This window comes from Bradyrhizobium sp. (assembly GCF_049519115.1).
GTDB lineage: Bacteria > Pseudomonadota > Alphaproteobacteria > Rhizobiales > Xanthobacteraceae > Bradyrhizobium.
Window position 1 is genome coordinate 76,483 of the sequence record NZ_JBEKRB010000018.1, and the last position, 23,490, is coordinate 99,972.

Consider the following 23,490-nt stretch of genomic DNA (forward strand, 5'->3'; position numbering starts at 1 on the left):
GAGTTTAGTCGGCGGTAGCATTATCGGGTCTCCTTATCGCCTCGAGTGAAGTGACCGTCGCCAGCAGGTTATCCCTGCGCGTCCGCAGGTTTCGCGCCAATTCGGGGTACCCGGGGTCTCGCAGATCACGGACCCTGGTCTGTGCTTCTTCATGTTCAATATCAGCCGCAAGAATGCTCGCCGACCGCGTCAGAGTGTTAATAAGTGTTGCAATTCGCAGCTGGTTCGTTGCGATACTCCGGAGCGTCTCGGATCGGTACGAATTCGTCATCGATGAGCCTCGCGTTGGTCCGTTTTGGAACGCATGTTGATGCATCTATTCAAACAGCAAACCTGATGCCAGCGACCATCTCACCGAGTTACTGAAATTTACGTCAGGCTTAGCAGTTAAGGTTGCCGGGCGAATTGGAGCGCTTGCATTTTGCAGCGCTGCTACAACACAACAAGATCGCGAGAGAACGAAATTCGGCGGTTAGTCAGCCGTGCTTGGGCTTTGCGGCGACGCCGCTTTTGACTCCAAATGGAGCCGTGAGCCATTTGGATCTCAACAATCAGCATTGAGAGTGCGCTGGAGGTAACCTCGGATTTCTCTTCTTGGCTCTGACCATACTGACGTTACTGTTTGCTCGCCGTCAGGTGGTTTAAGTGGACTGATTCAATTATCGATAATTTTGGTTTTGAGTTTTTGCATGACGACGGAATATAAAAAAATACGAAGTGCGGCGGCTTGAAGAAGGCGGATGGGAGTCGACGATCCCAAAGCTCAACGTGAGCGGCCGCCATGTAGACGAACATCGAGCAGTCGCGGAGGCGAAAGCATCGATCGATTACTGGCTCCAGCGGCTCCATTAAGTTGGCCGCGGTGCTTACCCGCCGCGCAAAATGCTCTACCGGCGTCCGTATTTCCGAGACGATTGAGGATAAGACAGATATTGGGGCCCGCTATTTTGTTTTTTTTAACCAAAATCGTGGTCCTATTGGCGGAGTTGGCCGCTAGCGAGTTCCCATGGAAGAGATCGACCCCGCGGTCCTCTTGGCAATTCAAGACCGTCTGGATGGTATCCGCGATTGGATTGCGGTAGAGGCGCCCTATGTGATCAGCGACCACGACAATCCCGATTCGAAAGCGCCCGAGCAAGAGTATTGGCACTCGGGCTATCAGGCAGCGCTACGTGACGTGCTGGTTCTGATCAGGGGACTCTACGGAAGATCAGAGAAACCCGCAGGCGGCGACATCCTGTAATCGACATCAAGCGAAAAGGTATAAACCGGCTTGGGCGAATTTCAGGTTGGTGCCGCTCTCGTGCAAGGTGATCCAGCTGCGCTCGACTTCGCGCTCGATCCCAGCGGCGAATTTATTGACCGTGCTATTGCGGCCCGTCGGGGAGCCAAATGTTCGACGCTGAATGCAACTGGTTCATGAACTGTAGCATCGCCAACTTAGACCGCTCCTCAGACAATTGTTGTTCGATGAAGCGCAGTTCGTTGAGAAGCCTCTGATAGCGATCGATTTTGCGTTGATGTGTTAGCAATCGCGCGGCTTTCATCGAAATGATTCCCGAAGATGTGCTCGCCTCCGCTTCCAGACCTATGACTTTCGACTAGACTCGGCCATCGCGACTTTTCGACGAAGGCTTTGCAACTCTTGATGAAGGGCGACAAGCTGGCTGCAAGATTTCATCTTGATTTCTCGCCTCGTGTGTGGAATCGCGGGGGCCTCTGATCGAACGGACAGGTCTCTTAATGCGCCGACCGTTCCTCGTGAGTTGCCGCAATCACCACAATAAACGAGGGTTTCTCGAGAGGCCTGTTCGGGATTTTCAATCTTGATTCCGAGGCAGCCGCAGGTGTCGCAGACCATTTGAAAATTGACATTATTGTTCATAACAAAATCTCTCGCAGTCAAAAATGCTTAGTTTGTTGCTGCAATCCGTCATTGTTGGGCACGGTTTGAAATATTCGTCTGGCTCCAAAAGAAGGTAAACCAAAGCTGTCCCATCGAACTGCTGTTTGTCGTTGCTTTCGGCAGAAAAACTGGGCTCGCAATCGGTTAGATGTTGAGCAAAACGGTCAGCGGCTATTGTCACTGGCCTGAGAATGCCCGCCCAACGTGGTCGCGCGATCTCCTCGAAAATAGATCTGGCAATTCTAATACCGCAGCCAGATGTCGTCTCAATGAAACCTACTCGTTAAGCTTGATATCAGTGCTGTCGGCTAATCGGACAAGCCATGGCACCTGCTCTATCCGTTTTAACGTGGGGAAAATCGTCACCTGAAAATATTGTTAATTCGTCGTGGTTCTATGAGTAGTGACCCGCAAAATACCGCTCGCCGGAGATGATCGACGGAGGCTGGGATGCCGCCTTGGATGGTATGGGGCTTGAGATCGACAGTTCAAACCTGATCTGCGACGGCGCAAGCAGTAACGAACGTAACCTGATCGCAGGCTGGCCTAGCCGAGATCTTTCTTCGTCTGGTGCAGTATATTTTCTAGGTTTATGGCTGAATACATCGGAGGTTGAAAGAAGGGGTTGTTGGAGTTGGCGAAGGTCGTCCGCGCGATGAGTTTGGTTTGCGGCGATGTTGCCAGCCTTTCAAACTCTGCCTGGCTGTAATAGCCAATTTCAGTTAGCTCACCGTCGCTTGATACGCCCGATTCTTTGATGACGGTGCCTCGGAATGCCGTCGAAATGTAATAGCATTCATCCCCGTTCGGATATCGAACTAGAAATTCTGGGCCGCCGAAGACACCGATCAATCCCGTGATTTCAATGAGCAGCCCGGTTTCTTCGAAACATTCCCGGATAGCCGCATCAGCCGGACGTTCGTTCGGATCGAGCGCGCCGCCCGGAAGCACCCAAAGGCCAGTCTCCGCTTCCTTCCCCAAAAGCAGCCGCCCTTGATCATCAATGACCGCGACACAAGCCGCCGGAAGCATTACGAGATCGCGGCCGATCTTCGCACGAAGGGTTTTCAGATATTCGGATATCGGCATGGCGCTCCAGCTGAATGTTCTCGCATGGCCTTAAACGTCTCGTTTTGCCCGGTGCGTTCTCTCCGTTCTTTTGCAGAGGTCACGCCAATACCGCGCGATTTGCTTCTTAGCCCGGCTCGGCTACGGCGCACCGTTTCACCATGTTCTCGGAAAAAGCTAGCTAGCCCAATCCAGGCAGGTTGGGGGCTGTTTGGCTATCTTTTACCTCTGGTCGGTGCTAAAATTGTTGTTTTAGGATCCTGAGAAAAGTGAACGACGAAGATGAAAAGTCACTGCTAGGCTTTGTCAGGAGGGAAGGGGTCAACGCCAATAAAAAAGAGGATAAGCCGGTGCCTGTCCAAGTCGGCCAAGTCCGACGTATTGTGGAAGATTGGGCAGCTAGTTTGGCTGAAATCTGCGTCCCTCAGAAAAGACCAAGGCACGTAACATTCCACCTCGGAATGTCGCGCAAGGAAGGTATTGACCAACTCCCCACTGCCACTGCCATGACAGATGCCACCGCTGCTGAAATCGCGGATGAAATCGAGAAACTGCTACGCATCGAGACACAGGCTGAAGCCCAGCAAATCGAAAATCGTTCTGTTGCGGCGAGACCTTCGGTCGACCAGCTTGAAACCGACGATGCCCCCGCTCCGCGCAAGGCAACGACGCCACCCGATGAAAGGATCGCCAGTCAAAGTGAACCGGTTTCTACCGAAGAAGACGTTCTTTCGGTTGCCGAGATCGGCCTCTTCGCAGCCGCCTATGCCCTTACCGAAAACGCGGGACCAAAACTGTCGAAGAACGCGGAAGAGATTTCCGAGCATGTTGTCAGGGGGCTTCGCCAGATTGAAGGTTTCCCCGAGACCGGTGTCGATCTGACGGTGTACGGGTTTGGAGCGCACTGGAATGCGATGATGACCTTCGCGCCAGGAGCTACGACCTCGGCGAGGGCGTCCGTTTACAGAAAAGTACTACCGCTTCTCGTGGCTGAGCTCCGAAAGCGGTTCGAATTGACGTGATAATTTACATCATCAAGCGTCCATTCCTTAGTTCAGGCTAAAGTCCGCATCCTCTAACAGACCGGAACCATCTGAACTTGCCACCCATCGGGAGTCAGCACACGCTGCCGGAAAAGAGGGCATTCACGGTGATTGGAAGAGATTCCGTACCAGTCACCATATTCATTGGCGTTACCGGCGCCGTTGCTAGGTCCATTCGTGCCGGCAGGTCCATTGGCTTCGCCGCCGTATCCATAGCCGTCCACGATGATCCCACCCACGACTAATCCGTTTCTGATCGAGCCTCGCTTGTGAAGGTTTCGTCCGTGGAAACCGCCGCTCCTGAGACCTCCGTCTTCGGCCGAAGCCAAAGTTGCAACGGCTGAAGCGAGGGCGGATAGGATGAGCAACGTTGCAACCTTTTTCGCGCTCAAAGCCATTCTCCGTTCGGCCGACGCCCGCCCGCTTGTGGGAACTCGTTCGTGCATTTTGGTTTGGAAGGACCCTCGCAGATGTTAGCTTGAAACCGCCCGTTTTCGAAAAATATTATTGGGAAGACAATTCTATAAATCGATAACAATCACGCGATCCAGCGCACACAGTCACAACAAAGACCCTATTTTGTTGGGGTGCACTGATTTAATAATTTGAGGGTGAATAACGATTAACGTCAACTTGTGGGTGTTCGCCGGCGCTGCTGTCCAAATCCAGCTATTGGATCAACGATCTGAACTGCTTAAGAGGGTTCGAGAGAGGCTGTCGAGAGTTGAAGTGAAGCGATTTATGCAACTCGCTTTCAAGTTTATTTCGGCGGGCGAAAAACGACCGCGCTAGCCACTTGCGCCAATGGTCCGACGCGCTTCAAGGGGCCTCCGCCGGCTTCCCACTCCACTTTTGCGGTCATCGGGAGTCAACTAGAATTTTCGGGGGGGCCTGATTATGACATTTTTCGTTGTTTCGAATCAAACCCCTGGTTCTAACTCCGACTCATGTGAGTGTCCCGTCGCAGAGTGTACGGTAGCCTGAGGACAACGAGAGGCGCTTTAATGAAAAACAAAGATTTCGACTCCATGAACATCGATGAGCTATGGAGTTTGCACGAACAGGTGACATCAACCCTGGCTCGCAAGATAGGCCAGGAGAAGGCAAAGCTCGAAGAGCGTCTACGTAGGCTTCAAAACTCCGATAACACGATTAGCCCCGATCGGCCCCGTCGTGCCTATCCCAAAGTGCACCCGAAATATCAGAACCCAAAAAATCCCGCCGAAAAATGGTCTGGCCGCGGAAAACGACCCCACTGGGTGCAGGCGCAGCTTAAGGCTGGCAAAAGACTCGAGCATTTTCTGATCGCCAGATAAAAGTGTCAAAACTCGACGGCATACAACCGTCGCAGGAGCGGCAAAATTGTGCCCCTCAGTCAAGGCGCTTCACCATGATAAGCCGGACGCTCACAACTGGAACGCTGCTCCTTCTGGCGTCTGTACCGCTAATTAGTGGCACCTCGGCCATCACGGTCGAACTCGCTAAAAAGTGCCAAGCGCTGACTGCCGAGGCGTTTCCTCCCCGCTTGATCGGCAATCCCGCCGCAGGGAGCGCAAAGGGATCCGGCAAGGATGCACAGACTTACTTTAGTAAGTGCGTCAAGAATGGGGGAACAGTAGGCGATGCCGACTCCAAGGTGTCGAAGTAATCGCGCGGGAATCCGCATTCGCATGGCCCTAGGGATTAGCCCCGGAAATCCATCGAAAACCATCGCAGCGCCAGAAGGTCATGCATAGCTTGCGATCGTGACCGGTGTCTTAGTCCCTGCGCATTAGCAACGCGCTTCCCGCAGGTGGTGGTCAGGCCGATTGTAGTCACTTGCAATAGATGAGCAAACCGGACCCGCCGCTATTACGATTTCGGCGTGGGCTTACCTTGTCGGCCGACCCCAATGATCCCGACGATTGGTGCACAAGCTTCAGTGCGCTCAATGGGATGGTTGCTGACGGCTGAGCCCAATCGCGAAAGGGCTTGAAATGGTATCCAAATACTCGTTAAACATCGTAGGGTATTGTAGAATATCATCGAGGACGCAGATTGAGACACTGTTTCAATGACCACAGCCGACAACAATGGTCCGAAACCGGCAGCCAACCCACCGGCTTTTCTCGTAGGTTCCCGTCCGTCTTTTCTGGAGGTTGTAGCTTCTCATTCATCTTTCGAGGAAGGACACGTAGAGGAAGAAGAGGAGGAGCAGCCGGAAATCGAATCTTTCTCGCCCAAGGCGGACCCACTTTTGGGATCCACCATTCGATTGGAGCGATTTGCTAAATGGTTGATGGCCGCCACTTTAGTTTCAATTTTCTCTATCGCCTGGATTGCCTGGTCGATCTACGAAATGCGCGATTTTGCTCTTCGACAAGCCAAGTCTGTTAGCGACAGCATTGAGGTCTCCCGCTATGCAATACTTGCTGCGAACAGGCGGGCCGAAGCGACAGAAAAAACGATTGATCTGGCCGCGGAAACCTCTCGAAGCCAACTTCGCGCCTACGTTAGCGTCCTCGGGATCTCGACGCAAAACGCGTTCGAAAAAAACATGGCATCAAGCCTCAATTATAAAAATGTCGGACAGACTCCCGCTTTGGGTCTCAGAACCCTGACCGATGCTGTGATCATTTCGTCTTCAGGGTCGGACGTTAAGCCACCGCGTACATATCCAACTTCCTATGGCGGTGACAATGAACCGATGAGCCCCCTTGGCGGGGGCATTGCCGCATCAGATGCGGTCAACAAAACGTTCAAGGAAGCAGAACTTGAAGAGTTTCGGGCAGGGAACAAAACGTATGTCATTTGGGGCGTAATATATTATGCGGACGTTTTCGGAAGAAATCACTACACCCGATTTTGCAGATATTTCAGAAACGGCGAAGCTAGTCACTGGAACCTTTGCCAGACGGGTAACGACAGCAACTGACGTGCTGCGGTAAGGCCCGCCGGATAACAATAACCTTGTGGCGTTGGCAGCGAGCTTTCCGGAACCAGCTATCTTTGGCGTTCTAAGGGGGCGTCACGGACGATGAGGAGCGGCTTGCCTTTTTGCCGTATCGGATTGTGGAAGGGCTGGACGCTTCCAGACCATCGATTCGAGATCGGGAGGCGAGAGATCATCAGACGCACTCTGATCTGGAGCGCGACCGAGCGGCTGAAATGGCAGAGCGGACAAGACTGCGGGGGCTGTCGCGCTGATGACGTGCGCGCAGCGGAGACCAGCGACGATTGCTCGGCAAGATTGTTGCCAGGCCAGCGTGAATGGGTTGGTAGTCGGAGTTTCCGTATGACATCATCGCCTGCGGGTTCGCGCTCCAGCGAAACTGTGTCGTCGGTGATCGATTAAAAATCCGGCGGCTTCAAGGTTGTTTTTTAAATAATAATTAAATATCATAAATAGCTCTTAATGACATCGGGTACTAAAGACCGCTTCAGCAATCGGAATTGCGGCATGTCTGCCCAAAGCGGGGCCATCGAACAGGACCGCCCCAAACTGAAAGGCTGGATTATCATGACGTAAGACCAGATCCGAAGTTGGTACCGATCGCAAAAACTAGTTACCAGCATGGGCCCGGCTGTAATGACGCCCCAACCGGGCAATCGAATGTCATCGATCTTCGATACGATAAGTTAAGTTGACGCTCTCTTTCGAATCAAAACCTTCCGTGCAGAAAGCTTGGGGGTGCCTCTCGGTTGCTCGGGGCCCAGCTAGGCTGAATTCGCGCCGATTTCACGTCGAGCGACTTGACTCATGCCTTCGGCCGCGACGGCGCCCATGGACATGCCGCAGCGGAAACTTTAGCAGCCGGTGTAACGCGGGTCCGGTCCCTCGATGATGCCACGAAGATAGGCGATGCCGAGATCAGTTAATTCTTCAGGATCCCGCTTGCCTGCGGACGAAAGCAATTCAACATAGTTGCCGACCTTGCTGCGCAATTCTGTTCGGGAGATTTTGGATATCGGTGCATTCCTAGCCGATTGCATCACGCGCTCGACGATTTCGTTCATATAAACAGATCCAAATCAAGCCGAAGGGTACACGTTCCCGTATTTAAAAAATATAAAACCGCGCCAACGTATTAATGCCGGGTGATTGTCGAGTCCATCCCACCCAAGCTCTCACGCCCGTCGCGAAGGGATTCGATTGCGTCGTACCGTCCTCTGGAAGCGAGGCCTAGTTTACGGGTATTGGGGGCCGTTCGCCTGCAAGCTTGCTTGAACCTTTTTGGAGGGCGCCGCACATATTGAATGGTACGGCAATTGCTTGTTTTGCTCTTAGACCGCCTTCCTGTTGAGTAGTGGGGCTGCCATGACAAAGATAAACGTTATCGGGGCGCCGTTTGACTGTGCTTTACGAGATTCCCTCAGCATCATTAGGCAAACTCAAGCCCAGCGCCATGTCCTGACGGGCATGGCCAGCACACAGAATGTGCTCGCATCGCAAATTGAGCTCTGCGACATTCTGTTGGTTGAGATGTCAGGCATCCGCGACAGTCTTGCCAAGGACCTCGGCGATAGGCCCGCGCTGCGGCCCAGGCCGAAGGTTTTGAACTAGGTTTTCAACATAGGACGCAAGGGCGCGCTTGTTACGACGGTCCGTGATCGGTTTCATCGCTCTGCGGCTCTGCTGGTTTCGGGATGCGGAACTCCTCAAGGCCACGTCCGGATTGAAGGGCCGCGACGAGCCAACGAGGCTGTTTGCCACGTCCGGACCAGGTCTCCTCCGGTGCAAACGGATTGCAGTATTTTGGCAGAACCTTCGGATATTTGCGCCGTGGAGGGCGGCTGGTCTTGTCGGCCTCGCCGAAAGGCTCAGCTCTGCTGAGCTGAGCAAGGCGCTTTTCCAGTTCAAGTTTTTCCGCGCTGATTTTTTCGGAGAGGATTTGCGTGAGCCGTTCATGCAGAAGCCAAAGCTCGTCGAGATCCATCGCGTCGAAATCTAGTTTGCGCATCGTGTGCCCGTCGGCGTTGAGATATTGGCGTCGGGCGGCTCCAATGATGCGCGCTCGGGCAAATGATCAAAATCGCAAGCTCAATTAAAAATCGTGTGATCGTTATCTTATACATTATTTTATTCGAGCTATTTTCAGAATTTTTTGATAAGGCGACCGATATTTAAAAAACCTCGATAAATCAATGGGAAACCAACAGCAGTAAGTTCGCTCACTGCGGGGGCGCGCGGGATTTTCATTGAGGTAGTGAATTTCACGAGGACGTGAGGTCCCTTCGTTGTTCCCGTCGCGCTTCGTGACGCGCCCGTGGTGGCGCAGGTCGAATTGGAACAACATATTGAGAAATATACAAAAAGTTGTTCTTGTTGCCATTATCCAGGCAAGAGTAAAGCGGCGATACCCGACGAGCGGGCGGATTGTGTTCCGATCGCGCACCGGATACCTCACAAGCCAAAGGAATCGTTGATTGGTGGCCCAATCTTAGGGTTTTGCGCTTGATTATCGACTCCGCGAAGTTGCAGGCTGATTTGCTGGCGGGCGTGTTAAAAATGCATTTTTTGTTGGAAACATTTTGCTGCCCCCTAACTTCTAGCGCGGCAATATGACAGCCGCCCGGGTAGGAAGTGGATCCCAGAATGTCGCTGAAGAAACTCGAACTGGAAGCCATGTCATTGGACGACCTCTGGTCGCTACATGAGAAGCTCAGTGCGATCTTGTCTGCGCGAATTAAGGCCGAAAAGAATGAGCCAGAGAAGCGTCTTGCTGTTCTTAACCGGGGCATGGGCGCGGTTCTCCGGTCGGATGGGGCACCGATCATCGCCGAGAAGCACCGCCGCGAATACCCCCGTGTTCTCCCGAAAATATCGCAACCCCCAGACGTCCGAGACGTGGTCGGGTCGCCGCAAGTTGCCGCGTTGGCTTGTGGCGGCGATGAAGTCGGGCCACAAAATGGAAGAGTTTCGGATTGGCGAAGGCAATGGCGCCAAGAACCGCCAGTGGGCGTAATCCGGCTTCTCTGTCGTTTGCGCAGTCTGTGATGGACGCTCGGCTGCGGTTGACCCACAGCATGGTGCCGTTTGGTTTAGGGAGCGGTGGGGCGCTGTCTAGGTCACCGGAAAGCGTGTGCATCGATACTGGTTAATGACTCGGCTCGCGCCACGCAACCGCTCTAGCCGGCGCCGCGAACGAGCTTAAAGGGAAACCACTGCGGAGAGCAGGAGCCTGCTGACGGTATGCGTCGGAGCTGACAGAACGGTCTGTGGCAGAGATTGGGGTCTTGCGCCCGCGCTTCGTGCTAAAGATTAATCCTTAATTCGGTCCGTGGCTGACAATTACGAACAACATGCGGAAAGAAAGGGCCACGGACCTCTGAATCATTTATGGTTTCTCTGCCCGGCGCTATTTCCCAACTTTGCTTAGTCGCAACCGCGACAATATGCGAAGTGACATCCAAGGATCGAAATTGGTCTAAGTAGAAACTGCTAACAGAACGTGGCTCCATGAGATGAAAGACTTAATATTCGTCGTTTCAATGCTGGCTTTGGTCGTTGCGGTAACCGCGCTAACCGCCATCATCGTCGTGTGAGAGCTCAACGCTGCATCGGTCCCGCGCTGCCCCCCTTTACCAGATGCGACGGTAGTCGTCCGCGAAGAGGGCGTGGTCGTGGACTCTTGGGATTCTCAAATCAACAGAAGCACGATTCAAGGCTGCTTTTTGGGAACAGTCTTGGGTGTCATGGATCGGCTTGTTCTGAGTGATGAACAATGGGCGCGAATCGCAGGCCTGATCATCGGTCGGCCGGATCAGCGCGGTTCGACGGGGCTCGATAACCGGATTTGTCCGCACCGGGGCGCCCTGGCGTGACCTGCCGGAAGTCTTCGGCGAGTGGTACAGTGTCTTTCGGCGGTTCGGCCGCTGGAGCGAGAAAGGCGTTTGGCAGCGGGTCTTTGAGGCCATGTCGAATGACCCCGATTTCGAGTACCTGATCATCGACTCCACAATTGTCCGCGCCCACCAGCACGCCAGCGGCGCAAAAGGGGGCTCAAGATCAGGCTATCGGACGCTCGCGAGGCGGCCTGTGCACCAAGATCCACTTGGCCGTGCGCGGACTGGGATGCCCTGTCCGTTTCGTCCTCACGGCCGGTCAGAAGGGTGACGCCCCACAAGCTGCCACACTTTTGGAAGACGCGCCCGCTGAGTTCGTCATGGCCGCCACCGCTTACGATGCCGACCACATTCGCAATGCTGCTGCTGAGCAGGGCGCCGAAGCCGTCATTCCGAACAACCCCTCGCGATCATTGAAATGCCCGCTCGACGAACATCTGTATGCGCAGCGTCACCTCGTCGAATGCTGCATCAGCAAGCTGAAGCAATTCCACCCGGGTGATCGTGTCCCTTGGTGTAGCTGGCGGCGGGGCACCGCGTTCGCCGGCAAGGGCCGGGCCGGTCAGCTGGCGATCGCCGGGAGGCTGACGGTTGGATCATCGCTCAATGGCGCGATGGTTTCCAGCGTCATGTAGCGGGCACGCTGGACAGCCCATTCATCGTTCTGTTCGAGCAGGATTGCGCCGATGAGGCGAACGATGGCGTCCTCATTGGGAAGATGCCGACCACCTCGGTCCGCCGCTTGATCTCGCCGTTGAGGCGCTCGATCGGGTTGGTCGAGTGCAGCTTGGTTCGATGCTGGAGCGGGAACGTCATATAGGCGAGCACATCGGTTTCAGCCTCATCCACGAAGGCCGCGAGCTTGGGCAGCTTGGGGCGAAGCTGGTCGGCGACCTTCCGCCACTGTGCTCTCGCGGCCTCAGCATCGTCCTTGGGCAAACGCTGTGGCAATGAAGGCGGAGACGACGCGCCGGCCGCTCTTGCCGGCATACGCCAATGCATTGCGCATGAAGTGCACGCGGCAGCGCTGCCAGGTGGCGTTGAGCACTTTGCCGACGGCGGCTTTGATGCCCTCATGGGCGTCGGAGACGACCAGCTTGACGCCGCGCAGGCCACGACGGGCGAGCTTGCGCAGGAACACGGTGCAGAACGTCTCAGCTTCGGACGGTCCAATATCCATGCCGAGAACCTCGCGTCGGCCGTCACTGTTGACGCCGACTGCGACAATCACTGCGACAGATACGATGCGGCCATTCTGGCGCACCTTCACGTAGGTGGCGTCGATCCACAGATACGGCCAGTCGCCCTCGATCGGACGGGCGAGGAAGGTCTTCACCTTGTCGTCGATCTCGCCACACAGCCGGCTCACCTGGCTCTTGGAGATGCCGGTCAGCCCATGGCCTGCACCAGATCGTCTACCGAACGGGTCGAGACGCCCTGCACGTAGGCCTCTTGCACCACGGCGGTGAGCGCCTTCTCGGCCAGGCGGCGCGGCTCCAAAAAGCCCGGGAAGTAAGAACCCTTGCGCAGCTTGGGGATGCGAAGTTCGACCGTGCCGGCGCGGGTCTCCCAGATCCGGTCGCGGTAGCCGTTGCGCTGGGCCAGACGCTTGGGGTTCTTCTCGCCGTAGGCCGCCCCGGTCTGGCCTTCAACTTCCAGCTCCATCAGACGCCGGGCCGCAAAGCCGATCATCTCGCGCAACAGATCGGCATCAGGGGTCTTCTCCACCGAGCGTGCGCAGGTTCATCATATCGTCGGTCATCGGTGGTTCCTCGGTTGCGTTGGCGTGTCACAACCCGATCCTACCGGAGAACTGCCGGTGACCACCGCAAAGCCGCCCGCCCGATACGGCGCTATTGGAGGCGCGCGTCCGGGCGGCTTTGCTCTACCCGGAGTACGTCATGCCAAGCTGATGAGGCTCGCAAGGGACGCTAACGTTTCGAAAAGCATCTCTTTTTGATCGGACCGATCTCGCTTTCGTTTGTGAGAATGAGTGAATTCGGCTCAGCGCTCTCGTCAATGACAATTGGGACGTTCGAAACTTTGAGATCCGTTCCGTCCTTGGAAATAAACCTGCAAGGCACTCTAGCGAGTGCTTCGTCCAGGGTCTTGCCTTTGATGACAACGCTCCCTTGGCCGATCGGGACAAACGCCGTTCCAAACATCGCTACAATCCCAGCGATCTTGCGCATCGAGACCCTCCCACCTGCCAGAAGTTTGAGAATCTAATCTTTCGAACCACGCAGATCCAATGAGAAATAGCGCCACGTAGGGTTTTTCTCGGTCCGCAATTTGTTCGAGACCGGCAGCAAAGCGCATCGTGCATCTTTCATGTCGTTCCGAATCTCACCCGTTCAAAGGGTGTGAGTTCAGGCTCGGCGGTTTCTTTCGATCATGTCTGAATCTATCTGGCTGATGGGGTTAACAATCGGCGAATACCCCAAACGGTGCCGATGATCCACCTTACCGCGTCCGTACTGGCCGGTCGAATGTTGCGTGGCATCAGCAATTTATCTCGATTCTTAAAATTCGATCGAACGATCTAGGCGGGTGGAAAGAGATTGCGAGTAGGTTGCCCTCGGACGTCCGCCAATCCATCAAACTTCACCCGTTGAGCGCGAGTGCATCCAAATGTCGATTAAGTCGCATAATGATACTTCCCATCAGACTAATGCTGGATCTTTCGACGATAGCTCGATTGGAGGAGACGGCTCGTTTATTAATGCGATGGGCCAGCAGGCGTCCTTTGCCCCGGCAGCCGCACCGGTCATGGCTTCGGCGCCATCCTCGTCGATGCCCGCCGCGCCCCCCCATGTGGCTCCCCCCAATGGGATTGTCTAGGCGGCCGCCGGATCGTCTAGCACGGTCTCGAGCTCCGCTACGGTGCCTGCGACCTCAACAGTTACCGTGAAAACCACCGGTTCCTCTTCGGCTCCCTCCTGGATGAGCACGTTGCAGACGGCTTCAATTACCACCGACATGGCTGCCGCCGACGTCAATGGCACTGTTACTTATGCCGGTCTCGACAAGCTGTTCACCGATCTCGATGCGACACTCACATCGACCGCTAGCAAACTGACCGCCGCCGAGTTTAGCGACCTCAAGACCATTGCTGCCAATCTCAATAACGGGATGTCGACTTCGACCTACTTGACCGATATGACGCAGGCGCTGGTGAACGGCAACGCGGCCAACGCGAGTTGGACTGGAGGCGGCGCGAGCTCCGTGACGCTTGGCAATCTTGCGGCCGGTGCCACTGCTACCCAACTCGGCGAGCTGGTCGGCAAGTGGTTTTTGGGGACCGATCTTCCGTCGTCGAAGGTTCTAGTGGACGGCAGCAATTTCTCTGTCTCGTATTCAACATCGACCAAGCCGCTGTTCGCGTCGACCGGCCCAAGCATGAGCGACATCAACCAGGGAGATCTCGGTGATTGCTATTTGCTATCGAGTCTTGCCGAGGTGGCCAACCAGGACTCCGGGATCATTTCGTCGATGTTCGCCGCGAACGGTAACAACACCTACGGCGTTCGCTTTTATGTTGATGGCACCGCCGAATACGTCACCGTTAATGCTTCCCTGGCGAACGGCGGCACGATTTTCAACTCCGGAAGCGATATCTGGGCAAGCCTAGCCGAAAAGGCCTACGCGCAGCTCCAAGCCGGTGGTGTAGTGACCGGCAACTACCTCAACGATGGTAACTCCTTTTCGACCATCGGCAACGGCGGCGCGCCGGAAATGGCACTCGAGGAGATCACCGGCGCTTCGGCGATCACCGATTTCGACGCCAGTGGCGGCTCCTGGATGAAAGTGGTCTACAATTCCTCTTTCGGGGTCACGGGCTATTCTACCGGAAACACAACTTCGAGCGTGCTGTCCATTCTTGAGTCGGACTTCGCCCAGGGTGATGACCTTATTTTGTCGTCTTACACGAATGCGAGCTCTGGCGGTAAGACGACGCTTGTTGCAGATCATGCCATGTCGATCTATGGCTACGACAGCTCCACCGGAATGCTTGAGATCCGCAATCCCTGGGGGACAGCGGCAGGCCAAACTTGGGACACAACCTTCGAGGTCAGCCTCTCAGCGCTACTGGCTGACGGCGACGTCATCACCACCGACAATGCGGGTCAAGGCAAGGCACCGGCGCTGTCGGCTCCGGTGGTTTCGGCGCAGACGGCAGCTCAAACCTGGAAGCTGGGGCAGGTCGTCAATTTTGCCCTGGCTGCGAACACCTTCACAGATCCGCAGGGCAGCAAATTGACTTATTCGGCAACGCTGTCGAATGGTGGAGCACTACCGTCCTGGCTGAGCTTCAATGCATCAACTGAAACGTTCACCGGGACCGTTCCCGTTGGCACGGCCGGTCTTTCCATCAAGGTCAGCGCGACCGACACCTACGGCCTGTCGACCTCAGAGACTTTTGCGGTTGCTACGCCAGCGCCGTCAGCCCCGGTTGTGACGGCTCAGACCGCCGCACAGACATGGACGGTTGGGCAAACTGTCAACTTTGCGGTGGCCGCGAACACCTTCGCCGACCCACAAGGTGAACCGTTGACCTATTCGGCGAGCCAGTCAAACGGCACAGCCCTGCCGGCCTGGCTGAAGTTCAACGCCACGACCGATACCTTCACCGGCACCGCGCCAACCGCGGCGACTTCACTGACTTTGGAGGTTACCGCGACCAACGCCGGGAGCGTGTCAACCTCCGAGGCATTTGGTGTAACCGTCGCGACGAAGGCTTCGAGCTTTCTACAGGCCATCGCCTCGCTGACGAGCAGCAGCACGACGTCGTCGTCCTCGCAGCCGCAAAGCTCCAATCCGCAAACGTTGGCCTCACCATTGAGCTAACGGGAAGTCGGAGACGGTTGCCCCGCGATTGGGAGCAGCCGTTGTCCGGCGGGAACAAATCTTTAAGCATGCCGCTTAACGGCGTTATAACCCAATGCGCTTTAGCTGCCTAACGACTTGTTTGTCGCTTTTGGGGACGCTGTAGGGCGGGGTTTTTATGCGCGCGTGTACGGATCACGGTGCCTGGTCGCTGGCGCTCGCCTTGCATCTCCTCGGCATTGTCGCCGATCCCGCCAAGATACAGCATGATGCAGGCAAGTCGAGCCAGCTCGACATCGACGACGTGTTGCGCGCGGCGACCCGATTTCCAGTCAAGGCCAAAGCCCTCAAATCATCGATACATCGGCTCGGCAAGACGCCGCTGCCGGCGCTGGCGGTGCTGCACTCGGGCGGCTTTGTAGTCGTTGGAAAGGTCACCGACGACGATCAAGTTCTCGTCCAGGGTATGGACGACGCCTCACCTCGATTGTTGAGCTTGGCTGAATTCGATCGGGAATGGAACGGCTGCCTCATCCTCTTAGCTAAGCGCGCGGAGCTCTCGGACTCGGCTCGGCGCTTTGATCTGAGCTGGTTTTGTGGAGCGTTGTACAAGTACCGCCGCATCCTCGCGGAAGTGCTGATCGCATCCTTCGTGATCCAGTTGTTTGGCCTTGCGACACCTATGATCTTTCAGACGGTGATAGACAAGGTGCTGGTGCATCGCGGCCTCTCGACGCTCGAAGTGATGGTCGCTGGACTTGCGCTGATCGCCATATTCGAGGCGACGCTGTCGGGTCTGCGCACCTATCTGTTCTCGCATACTAGCAATCGAATCGATGTCGAGCTCGGTGCTCGGGTGTTCGGGCATCTGATGCGCTTGCCGCTGGCCTATTTCCAAAGCCGCCGGGTCGGCGACAGCGTGGCGCGGGTGCGCGAGCTCGAGACCATTCGCCAATTCATCACTAGCTCATCAATTACGCTGGTGCTCGATCTTGGCTTTGGCGCGGTCTTCATCGGGGTAATGTTTGTGTACAGCTCTACGCTTGCTTTTGTGGTGTGCGGGGCGCTTCCGGTCTACGCAATGCTTTCGCTCGGTACGACACCAGCATTCCGCCGTCGGCTTGATGAGAAATTTCGGCGTGGCGCGGAAAATCAAGCCTTTTTAGTCGAGAGTGTCACCGGCGTCGAAACAATCAAGGCGATGGCGGTCGAACCGCAAATGCAGCGACGCTGGGAGGAGCAACTGGCGGGCTATGTCGGCGCTTCCTTCGCTGTCTCACAGGTCGGTAATTGGGCGACCCAAGCTTCTAATCTCCTCAATAAGGGAGTCGGTGCGCTGACGCTGTTCATCGGTGCAGGGTTGGTGATCGCCAACAAGATGACGGTCGGCGAGCTTGTCGCCTTCAACATGCTCGCTTCCCAGGTCTCAGGTCCCGTGTTGCGCTTAGTGCAGGTTTGGCAGGATTTTCATCAGGTTCGCCTGTCTGTCGAACGGCTCGGCGACATTCTTAACACACCGGTCGAGGCGCACAGCACGAGCGCCCAGGCAAGCCAGTCGCGTCTTGAAGGAGCTGTTGAATTTGAGCGGGTCACTTTCCGCTATGGCATCAATAGCCAACCCGTGTTGCGCGATGTCAGCCTCAAGATTCCCGCTGGCCAAGTTGTCGGCATCGTCGGCCCCTCCGGATCCGGCAAGAGCACCATCGCAAAACTCGCTCAGCGGCTATATCAACCCGAGGGCGGACGGGTGCTGGTCGACGGCGTTGATACTACCGTGCTCGAGCCATCCTGGTTGCGTCGGCAGATTGGCGTCGTGCTGCAGGAAAATATCTTGTTCAATCGGTCAGTGCGCGAGAACATTGCGCTAGCCGATCTAGCAGTCCCGATGGAGAAGGTCATCTCGGCGGCGAAGCTTGCGGGAGCGCACGACTTCATCTGCAAGATGCCGCAAGGCTACGATACCTCGATCGGCGAGCGGGGTGTATCTCTTTCCGGCGGACAGCGCCAGCGGATCGCAATTGCGCGTGCCCTTATCGGCGATCCCCGCATCTTGATCTTTGACGAGGCGACCTCGGCACTAGATTACGAGTCGGAAAGCATCATCCAGAGCAACATGCGCGACATTGTCAAGGGCCGCACTGTGCTGATCATCGCACACCGGCTTTCGACCGTCCGCAGCGCCGACCGAATTCTCACCATCGAGAACGGAATGATCGTGGAAGACGGCACACACGAGCAACTGGTGGAAGGCAACGGCCGCTACGCCGTGCTACACCGGATTCAGGCCGTAGGACGCTAGGAGAAAAGATGCGCGCCCGTTCTGCTGTGCTGCGTTTTGTGGCCTTTGATTGTGTCGCTCCGCGTGAGCGCGAATTCCTCCCCGCGGCACTTGAAATTACCGACACGCCGCCGAATCCGCTCGGCCGTTTAGGTGCTATTGTGCTTTGCCTGCTGACCCTAGCCGGGCTGGGATGGACCGTATTCGGAAAGGTCGACATCGTTGCAATCGCCAGCGGTAAGCTGATTTCGCATATGCGTACCCAGGTGGTGCAGCCGTTTGAAACATCCAGCGTTACGGCGGTGCTGGTCAGAGCGGGCCAGCAGGTCCATGCCGGTGATCCCCTAATCGAGCTCGACAAGACCGCGGCACTCGCCGAACGCGATCGTGCGCAGAACGACCTGGTAGCCGCCAAACTCGACGAGATGCGGCTTACTGGATTCCTCGATGGCTCCAATAAGGCGCCATTTGAAACCATTGGCGCCGCAACGACGCTCGACCGCGCGCGGGCTCAGGCGCAACTCACCTCCCAAATTGCCATGCGAGCGAGCCAGCTCGCGGGACTTTCTCAGGAGCGCGCGCAACACGTCGCCGACCGCGAGGCGCTGAAGCAGACGGCAATCAAGATTGAGCAGATCTTGCCAATGGTGGCCGAACGGGCGGACATCCGCACCAAAGCAAGCGAGCTTGGCAATGCCTCCGTCATCGCCCGGCTTGAGAGCCAGCAGCTTTTGGTCGAAACCCGCTCCGAGCTCGAAATCACGCGCGCGAAAACCGCTTCGCTGGATGCTGCGATCGCCGGCCTCGATGACAAGATCGTGGCGACCACCGCCGAAATTCGTACCAACGCGATGGGGGACCTCTCGAAGGCGCGCGAACGGGCGAGGGCGGCCGAGGAAGCTCTCGCCAAAGCGGCGCGCCGAGCTGAGCTACAAACTTTGCGGGCACCGATCGCAGGCACGGTCCAGCAGCTGCAGGTGGCGAGCGTCGGCGCTGTGGTCACGCCGGCTCAGCAGTTGCTCTCGATTGTGCCCGACAACGATCGGGTTGAGGTCGAGGCCGTGCTCGAAAATCGTGATATCGGCTTTGTGGAGGTCGGCCAGCACGTTGAGCTCAAGGTCGATGCCTTTCCATTTACGCGATACGGTTTGCTGGGCGGCGAGGTGGTTTCAATCGACCGCGATGCCGAGGCGACGCCGGTCAATCAATCGGGTGCTCACGGAACGGAACGGTTGGCGGATGAGACCGATCACGTCGAGGGCAGCGAGCACCTGCGCTACACAGTCCATATTGCTATCGAGCCGGGTAGCTTCAATGTCGATGGTCGATCAGCTACACTCCTGCCGGGCATGTCGGTCAAAGCCGAGATTCTAACCGGCAAGCGGCGGATCATCGACTTCTTACTGGCACCCCTGCGCGAACACAAGCATGACGCCATGCGCGAACGCTGAGCAGCGGTTCGTCGACGACAGGGCCGATCCGCCTGCTCACTTGAACGGTTGAAAGCGGCCGGCCTGTAACGAAAAGTTTGAAGAGACGACTTAGGAATACGTTATCGGCATCCACTCTTCCTGCAAGCGCGTGAGCTTAAAATATCACTCAGTCGCTTGGCGTCGACAAGAACATTGTAGCAAGTTGCCTCAGCTAACAGTTGACGACGAGGCCGTTGCCGAAGGTCCTCCATGTGGTTCTTGGCGTGCCAACGACCTTACGTATTCGGCGTAATCACTTGTTCCCAGCGTCGTACCCAGTTTTTCGAGTTGGTTACGATCGATGAATCCTTGATTGAACGCAATCTCTTCAGGGCAAGCGATTCGAAATCCTTGCCGCTTTTCGAGCGTTGCAACGAAATTAGCCGCGGCTAGCAAACTGTCTGGTGTGCCCGTGTCCAGCCAAGCAAACCCTCTTCCCATAAGTTCGACTGACAACTGTCCGCGCTCGAGATAAAACCTATTGACGTCCGTAATCTCAAGCTCTCCACGCGAGGAGGGGCGCAGGTTTGCGGCAATGTCCACGACCTGTCGGTCATAAAAATAGAGTCCTGTGACGGCAAAGCTTGACTTCGGTATTTTGGGTTTTTCTTCTATGGAAATGGCGCGGCCGCTGCCGTCAAATCCAACGACACCATATCGCTGCGGATCAGCAACTCGATAAGCAAAGACAGTCGCACCAACGGTACGGGAAGCCGCATCCGCCAAAAGGCGAGGGAGCCCATGACCGTAGAAGATATTGTCACCCAAGATGAGTGCCGAAGGACTTCCATCAACGAATTTTGCGCCGATGATGAACGCTTGTGCCAATCCCTCCGGCCGCGCTTGAGCGGCATAAGACAGCGATATTCCCCATTGTTCGCCACTCCCCAACAAGGTCTGGAATAGCGGAAGGTCGTGAGGTGTCGAGATGACGAGAATGTCGCGGACACCCGCCAGCATCAATGTGCTGAGCGAATAAAAGACCATGGGCTTGTCGTAAACGGGCAAAAGCTGCTTGGAGATTGCCCTCGTCATTGGCTGCAGACGTGTGCCGCTTCCACCTGCCAAAACGATCCCTTTCAATCCGAGCTCCAATCACTGGCTTTGGTTTTGATTCAAAATGGAGTCCACGCATCTCTCAAGCGATGACTTCAAAGGTGGCATACGAATATCAAAAGTAGTAGCTAATCGATCACAACACAATCGCGAGTTTGCCGGGCGAGCCGCGCGTGTGGGGTGATCGGCTGAGCGAATCGCTTCAACCTCGACCGAGTGACCACATTTCAATCGTGAAACGTCCATGATCTTGCGCGCAAAGGCACACCAAGAAACTTCGTCGGGACCGCAAATATGAGTAGTGCCAGCCATTTTCTCATTCCAGCCGTTTGAGAGCGCCTTGCGGGCGATTTCAAGAATGGCGAATGCGAGGTCGGGGGCAGAAGTTGGGCAGCCTACTTGATCATCAACTACGCTCAGTTTGTCGCGTTCCCTCGACAGCCTTAGCATCGTTCGAACAAAGTTATTTCCGAACGGAGCATACACCCAGGACGTGCGTAGAATAATATGGCGCTCGTTGGCCGTGGCTACAGCCCGCTCACCCGCCAGCTTTGACTCTCCGTAGACCCCGAGAGGGCCAACTGGATCGGTTTCGATGTAGGGCGCGTTTTTCTTCCCATCGAAGACATAGTCCGTCGACAAATGAATGACGGGAACACCTATCTGAGCCGCTGCAGCGGCCACGTTGCCAGCTCCGTCGCTGTTGGTCGCAAATGCAAGCTCAGCTTCCGATTCCGCGCGGTCTACCGCAGTATAGGCCGCGGGATTTATAACAAGATCTGGCGAAAAGGCGGACAGGGCCCGTTCTATCGAATCTGGGCGCAAAAGATCCACATCAGGGCGACCGCGGCAATCGATAACGAAATTTGGCTCGCTGGTCGCGAGCTCGCGAAGCGAGCTAGCAACCTGGCCGTCGCGGCCAACAACAAACAAGCGCACGATGTTATCCGAAGCTAGCGAATGGGTTCAGATGATATAGCATTTCCCGTTCGGAGTGGCGTCCACCAATCGGTGCGATCGATGTACCATTGAATGGTTTTTTGAATGCCTGTTGCCATCGTCTCCAGGGCTCGCCAACCCAGCTCGGTTTCTAATCTTGATGCGTCAATCGCATATCGCTGATCGTGACCCGGCCTATCGGTAACATGCGTGATAAGTCGTCTATGGGGTGCTCGAGCCGGGCGCAATCGATCGAGATGTTCGCAGATCATGCCAACGACATCGATGTTTCGCAGTTCGTTTCGTCCGCCAATGTTATAACTCGCACCAACGGTGCCATGTCCGAGTATCGCCCCTAAAGCCCGAGCATGGTCGTCCACAAAGAGCCAATCGCGAACATTAGATCCATCGCCGTAGACCGGCAAAGGCTGGCCATGCAAAGCATTTAGAACTGTCAGTGGAATGAGTTTTTCTGGGAATTGATAGGGGCCGTAGTTGTTTGAGCAATTCGTGACGATGACCGGGAGACCATAGGTTCGACACCAAGCCCTCGCAATATGATCGGATGCGGCCTTTGTCGCCGAATAGGGAGAGCTCGGATCATAGGGTGTCGTTTCGCTAAACAATCCGGTATCGCCAAGGGATCCGTACACCTCGTCGGTTGACACGTGGATAAATCGGAAGTCGCCGTCATTTTGCCGCTTGCTTGTGGCTAGATACTCCCGTGCGGCTTCGAGGAGGACATACGTGCCAACCACATTGGTTTGTACAAAAACGTTTGGCGCAAAAATCGATCGATCGACGTGACTTTCTGCAGCAAGATGGACAACAGCATCTGGCTTGTATTTTAAAAAAATCCCCCTTATCGCTTCGATGTCGCAGATGTCTGTCCGCTCGAAGGCGTAATTTTCGCTCGAAGCGATAGTTTTTAGCGAAGCTAGATTTCCCGCGTAGGTTAGCTTGTCAACGACAACCACCTGATGGCCCAAATCCAAAATGAAATGGCGGCAAACGGCTGATCCTATAAAACCTGCTCCCCCCGTGACCATAATCCGCATGATCAGACATTCCCATGCTGGTAACGGAAAACCGGCTCCAGGTCGGCAAGGAGCGGATTATCTCGATCCTTGTTCGCTATCGTGAGTTCCGGGAGAGAAGTACCCCAATCAATCGCTAGGGCAGGGTCGTTCCATGCAATGGCACGTTCAGCGCTTGGATTCCAATATTGCGTGACCTTGTACACCACCTCGCAGTCTGCTTCTAAGGTGAGGTAGCCATGAGCGAAGCCTGGGGGTACCCAAAGTTGCTGCCAATTCTCTGCAGATAGTTCGGCCGCCAGGTGATGGCCGAAGGTAGGTGAGCCCGCACGAATATCCACCGCTACGTCCAGAATGGCTCCCCTAACGCAGCGCACCAACTTGCCTTGCGCATGCGGGGGCGCCTGAAAATGGAGTCCGCGAAGTACGCCACTCTTTTGCGAATAAACGTGGTTGTCCTGGACAAATTGTTCATTCACCCCCGCCGCCAGTAGCGCGTCACTACGGTAGACCTCCGAAAAGAAACCCCTTGCATCACTGTGCTTGACCGGACTTATCAACAGGAGATCGCGGATCGCAAACCGTTGAATTTGCATGCTGTAACCGTACGACAGTTGCGCGGAAAAGTGAGCATTAGTTACCGTTCGTGGGAAGCCGTTACAAGCTGCGCCGAGGAAAGCACCCCTTGGTCAAATGATTGTGGATTGAATCGTTCAACCTAATAGGTGTAACGGAATCAATATCAATTTTAGATTGTAGTTTTGATTATGTTCACAATTGGCGTTAACCATAAAAAGACATGTTACGGTCAAGATCGCGAATCATGACTTCTTAGTCGGGCACTTCATGAAGAAGACAGACATGCAGAGCTTGCCCATCGACGATCTTTGGGCGCTCCGCGAGCAGATTAGCAAGATACTTTCCTCGCGAATTCTCTCGGAAAAACGACAACTTGAGAAGCGGCTTTATCAGCTCAATAGCGGTAAGCCTCCTCGGGAACCCATCGCTCCGGATTTGAATAGCCGGACGCGCCGTAAAT

Annotated in this window: 17 protein-coding genes and 3 pseudogenes; 10 read left to right on the forward strand and 10 right to left on the reverse strand. The window is 55.6% G+C overall.

Annotation, left to right across the window (positions count from 1 at the left end):
* The first annotated feature begins 1,006 nt into the window (after nt 1-1,006).
* Nucleotides 1,007-1,243 (forward strand): hypothetical protein, encoded by a 237-nt coding sequence (locus ABSE61_RS16120; protein ID WP_423872123.1) that lies wholly within the window; start codon nt 1,007-1,009, stop codon nt 1,241-1,243.
* A 1,209-nt stretch (nt 1,244-2,452) separates the two neighbouring features.
* Here ABSE61_RS16120 and ABSE61_RS16125 read toward each other — a convergent pair.
* A complete protein-coding gene (locus tag ABSE61_RS16125; protein ID WP_423872124.1) occupies nt 2,453-2,995 on the reverse strand; it encodes an NUDIX domain-containing protein in 543 nt (180 codons plus the stop codon).
* A gap of 248 nt (nt 2,996-3,243) precedes the next feature.
* Between ABSE61_RS16125 and ABSE61_RS16130 the strand changes: the two genes are divergently transcribed.
* From ABSE61_RS16130 to ABSE61_RS16140, 3 genes are all read left to right on the forward strand, one after another.
* Nucleotides 3,244-3,996: a hypothetical protein gene (locus ABSE61_RS16130; RefSeq protein WP_423872125.1), complete on the forward strand. Its 753-nt coding sequence runs from the start codon at nt 3,244-3,246 to the stop codon at nt 3,994-3,996.
* Between the two features lie 1,025 nt (nt 3,997-5,021).
* On the forward strand, nt 5,022-5,333 hold the full coding sequence (locus tag ABSE61_RS16135) for an H-NS histone family protein (RefSeq protein WP_423872126.1): 312 nt from the start codon (nt 5,022-5,024) through the stop codon (nt 5,331-5,333).
* 737 nt (nt 5,334-6,070) lie between these two features.
* Complete coding sequence (locus ABSE61_RS16140) at nt 6,071-6,931, forward strand: hypothetical protein (protein WP_423872127.1); 861 nt, start codon at nt 6,071-6,073, stop codon at nt 6,929-6,931.
* Between the two features lie 872 nt (nt 6,932-7,803).
* On the opposite strand, the gene ABSE61_RS16145 is transcribed toward ABSE61_RS16140, so the two are convergent.
* Together ABSE61_RS16145 and ABSE61_RS16150 are read right to left on the reverse strand one after the other, a co-directional pair.
* The gene (locus tag ABSE61_RS16145) at nt 7,804-8,013 is read right to left on the reverse strand and encodes a hypothetical protein (RefSeq protein ID WP_423872128.1); all 210 of its coding nucleotides are present in this window, start codon (nt 8,011-8,013) and stop codon (nt 7,804-7,806) included.
* Between the two features lie 578 nt (nt 8,014-8,591).
* Nucleotides 8,592-8,957, reverse strand: coding sequence for an H-NS histone family protein (locus ABSE61_RS16150; RefSeq protein ID WP_423872129.1), 366 nt, complete (start codon nt 8,955-8,957; stop codon nt 8,592-8,594).
* 635 nt (nt 8,958-9,592) lie between these two features.
* Between ABSE61_RS16150 and ABSE61_RS16155 the strand changes: the two genes are divergently transcribed.
* Together ABSE61_RS16155 and ABSE61_RS16160 are read left to right on the forward strand one after the other, a co-directional pair.
* Nucleotides 9,593-9,994 (forward strand): hypothetical protein, encoded by a 402-nt coding sequence (locus ABSE61_RS16155; protein WP_423872130.1) that lies wholly within the window; start codon nt 9,593-9,595, stop codon nt 9,992-9,994.
* A 689-nt stretch (nt 9,995-10,683) separates the two neighbouring features.
* Nucleotides 10,684-11,333 (forward strand): annotated as a pseudogene (locus ABSE61_RS16160) (IS5 family transposase); the annotation flags it as partial.
* Between the two features lie 71 nt (nt 11,334-11,404).
* Here the strand turns inward: ABSE61_RS16160 and ABSE61_RS16165 are convergent.
* The 3 genes and pseudogenes from ABSE61_RS16165 to ABSE61_RS16175 form a co-directional block, all read right to left on the reverse strand.
* Nucleotides 11,405-12,604 (reverse strand): annotated as a pseudogene (locus tag ABSE61_RS16165) (IS256 family transposase).
* A 169-nt stretch (nt 12,605-12,773) separates the two neighbouring features.
* Nucleotides 12,774-13,034, reverse strand: a complete 261-nt coding sequence (locus ABSE61_RS16170; protein ID WP_423872131.1) for a hypothetical protein — start codon at nt 13,032-13,034, stop codon at nt 12,774-12,776.
* Nucleotides 13,035-13,679: 645 nt separating this feature from the next.
* The gene (locus ABSE61_RS16175) at nt 13,680-13,823 is read right to left on the reverse strand and encodes a hypothetical protein (protein WP_423872132.1); all 144 of its coding nucleotides are present in this window, start codon (nt 13,821-13,823) and stop codon (nt 13,680-13,682) included.
* Here ABSE61_RS16175 and ABSE61_RS16180 point away from each other — a divergent pair.
* The 3 genes from ABSE61_RS16180 (at nt 13,822) to ABSE61_RS16190 (ending at nt 19,398) form a co-directional block, all read left to right on the forward strand.
* Nucleotides 13,822-15,690, forward strand: coding sequence for a putative Ig domain-containing protein (locus ABSE61_RS16180; protein ID WP_423872133.1), 1,869 nt, complete (start codon nt 13,822-13,824; stop codon nt 15,688-15,690). The genes ABSE61_RS16175 and ABSE61_RS16180 overlap by 2 nt on opposite strands.
* A gap of 157 nt (nt 15,691-15,847) precedes the next feature.
* Entirely contained in the window at nt 15,848-17,968 is a 2,121-nt protein-coding gene (locus ABSE61_RS16185; protein WP_423872134.1) for a type I secretion system permease/ATPase, read from the forward strand.
* 8 nt (nt 17,969-17,976) lie between these two features.
* Nucleotides 17,977-19,398 (forward strand): HlyD family type I secretion periplasmic adaptor subunit, encoded by a 1,422-nt coding sequence (locus tag ABSE61_RS16190; RefSeq protein ID WP_423872135.1) that lies wholly within the window; start codon nt 17,977-17,979, stop codon nt 19,396-19,398.
* A gap of 189 nt (nt 19,399-19,587) precedes the next feature.
* Here the strand turns inward: ABSE61_RS16190 and rfbA are convergent, their stop codons facing one another.
* Genes rfbA through rfbC form a run of 4 tightly spaced genes read right to left on the reverse strand, consistent with a single transcriptional unit; the run spans nt 19,588 to nt 23,047 of the window.
* On the reverse strand, nt 19,588-20,502 hold the full coding sequence (gene rfbA, locus ABSE61_RS16195) for a glucose-1-phosphate thymidylyltransferase RfbA (RefSeq protein ID WP_423872136.1): 915 nt from the start codon (nt 20,500-20,502) through the stop codon (nt 19,588-19,590).
* 12 nt (nt 20,503-20,514) lie between these two features.
* Nucleotides 20,515-21,414, reverse strand: a complete 900-nt coding sequence (gene rfbD, locus ABSE61_RS16200) for a dTDP-4-dehydrorhamnose reductase (protein ID WP_423872137.1) — start codon at nt 21,412-21,414, stop codon at nt 20,515-20,517.
* A 14-nt stretch (nt 21,415-21,428) separates the two neighbouring features.
* Entirely contained in the window at nt 21,429-22,472 is a 1,044-nt protein-coding gene (gene rfbB, locus ABSE61_RS16205; RefSeq protein WP_423872138.1) for a dTDP-glucose 4,6-dehydratase, read from the reverse strand.
* Nucleotides 22,473-22,474: 2 nt separating this feature from the next.
* Nucleotides 22,475-23,047, reverse strand: a complete 573-nt coding sequence (gene rfbC / locus ABSE61_RS16210; protein WP_423872139.1) for a dTDP-4-dehydrorhamnose 3,5-epimerase — start codon at nt 23,045-23,047, stop codon at nt 22,475-22,477.
* Nucleotides 23,048-23,297: 250 nt separating this feature from the next.
* Here rfbC and ABSE61_RS16215 point away from each other — a divergent pair.
* Nucleotides 23,298-23,490 (forward strand): annotated as a pseudogene (locus ABSE61_RS16215) (H-NS family nucleoid-associated regulatory protein); the annotation flags it as partial.

What these genes read in the sequence shown, in the direction of transcription:
- ABSE61_RS16120 (WP_423872123.1), top strand. Translation starts at nt 1,007, where the DNA reads ATGGAAGAGATCGACCCCGCGGTCCTCTTGGCAATTCAAGACCGTCTG.
- ABSE61_RS16185 (WP_423872134.1), top strand. Translation starts at nt 15,848, where the DNA reads ATGCGCGCGTGTACGGATCACGGTGCCTGGTCGCTGGCGCTCGCCTTG.
- ABSE61_RS16140 (WP_423872127.1), top strand. Translation starts at nt 6,071, where the DNA reads ATGACCACAGCCGACAACAATGGTCCGAAACCGGCAGCCAACCCACCG.
- ABSE61_RS16170 (WP_423872131.1), bottom strand. Translation starts at nt 13,034, where the DNA reads ATGCGCAAGATCGCTGGGATTGTAGCGATGTTTGGAACGGCGTTTGTC.
- ABSE61_RS16175 (WP_423872132.1), bottom strand. Translation starts at nt 13,823, where the DNA reads ATGTCGGTGGTAATTGAAGCCGTCTGCAACGTGCTCATCCAGGAGGGA.
- rfbC (WP_423872139.1), bottom strand. Translation starts at nt 23,047, where the DNA reads ATGCAAATTCAACGGTTTGCGATCCGCGATCTCCTGTTGATAAGTCCG.
- ABSE61_RS16145 (WP_423872128.1), bottom strand. Translation starts at nt 8,013, where the DNA reads ATGAACGAAATCGTCGAGCGCGTGATGCAATCGGCTAGGAATGCACCG.
- rfbB (WP_423872138.1), bottom strand. Translation starts at nt 22,472, where the DNA reads ATGCGGATTATGGTCACGGGGGGAGCAGGTTTTATAGGATCAGCCGTT.
- ABSE61_RS16135 (WP_423872126.1), top strand. Translation starts at nt 5,022, where the DNA reads ATGAAAAACAAAGATTTCGACTCCATGAACATCGATGAGCTATGGAGT.
- ABSE61_RS16125 (WP_423872124.1), bottom strand. Translation starts at nt 2,995, where the DNA reads ATGCCGATATCCGAATATCTGAAAACCCTTCGTGCGAAGATCGGCCGC.
- ABSE61_RS16150 (WP_423872129.1), bottom strand. Translation starts at nt 8,957, where the DNA reads ATGCGCAAACTAGATTTCGACGCGATGGATCTCGACGAGCTTTGGCTT.
- ABSE61_RS16180 (WP_423872133.1), top strand. Translation starts at nt 13,822, where the DNA reads ATGGCTGCCGCCGACGTCAATGGCACTGTTACTTATGCCGGTCTCGAC.
- ABSE61_RS16155 (WP_423872130.1), top strand. Translation starts at nt 9,593, where the DNA reads ATGTCGCTGAAGAAACTCGAACTGGAAGCCATGTCATTGGACGACCTC.
- ABSE61_RS16190 (WP_423872135.1), top strand. Translation starts at nt 17,977, where the DNA reads ATGCGCGCCCGTTCTGCTGTGCTGCGTTTTGTGGCCTTTGATTGTGTC.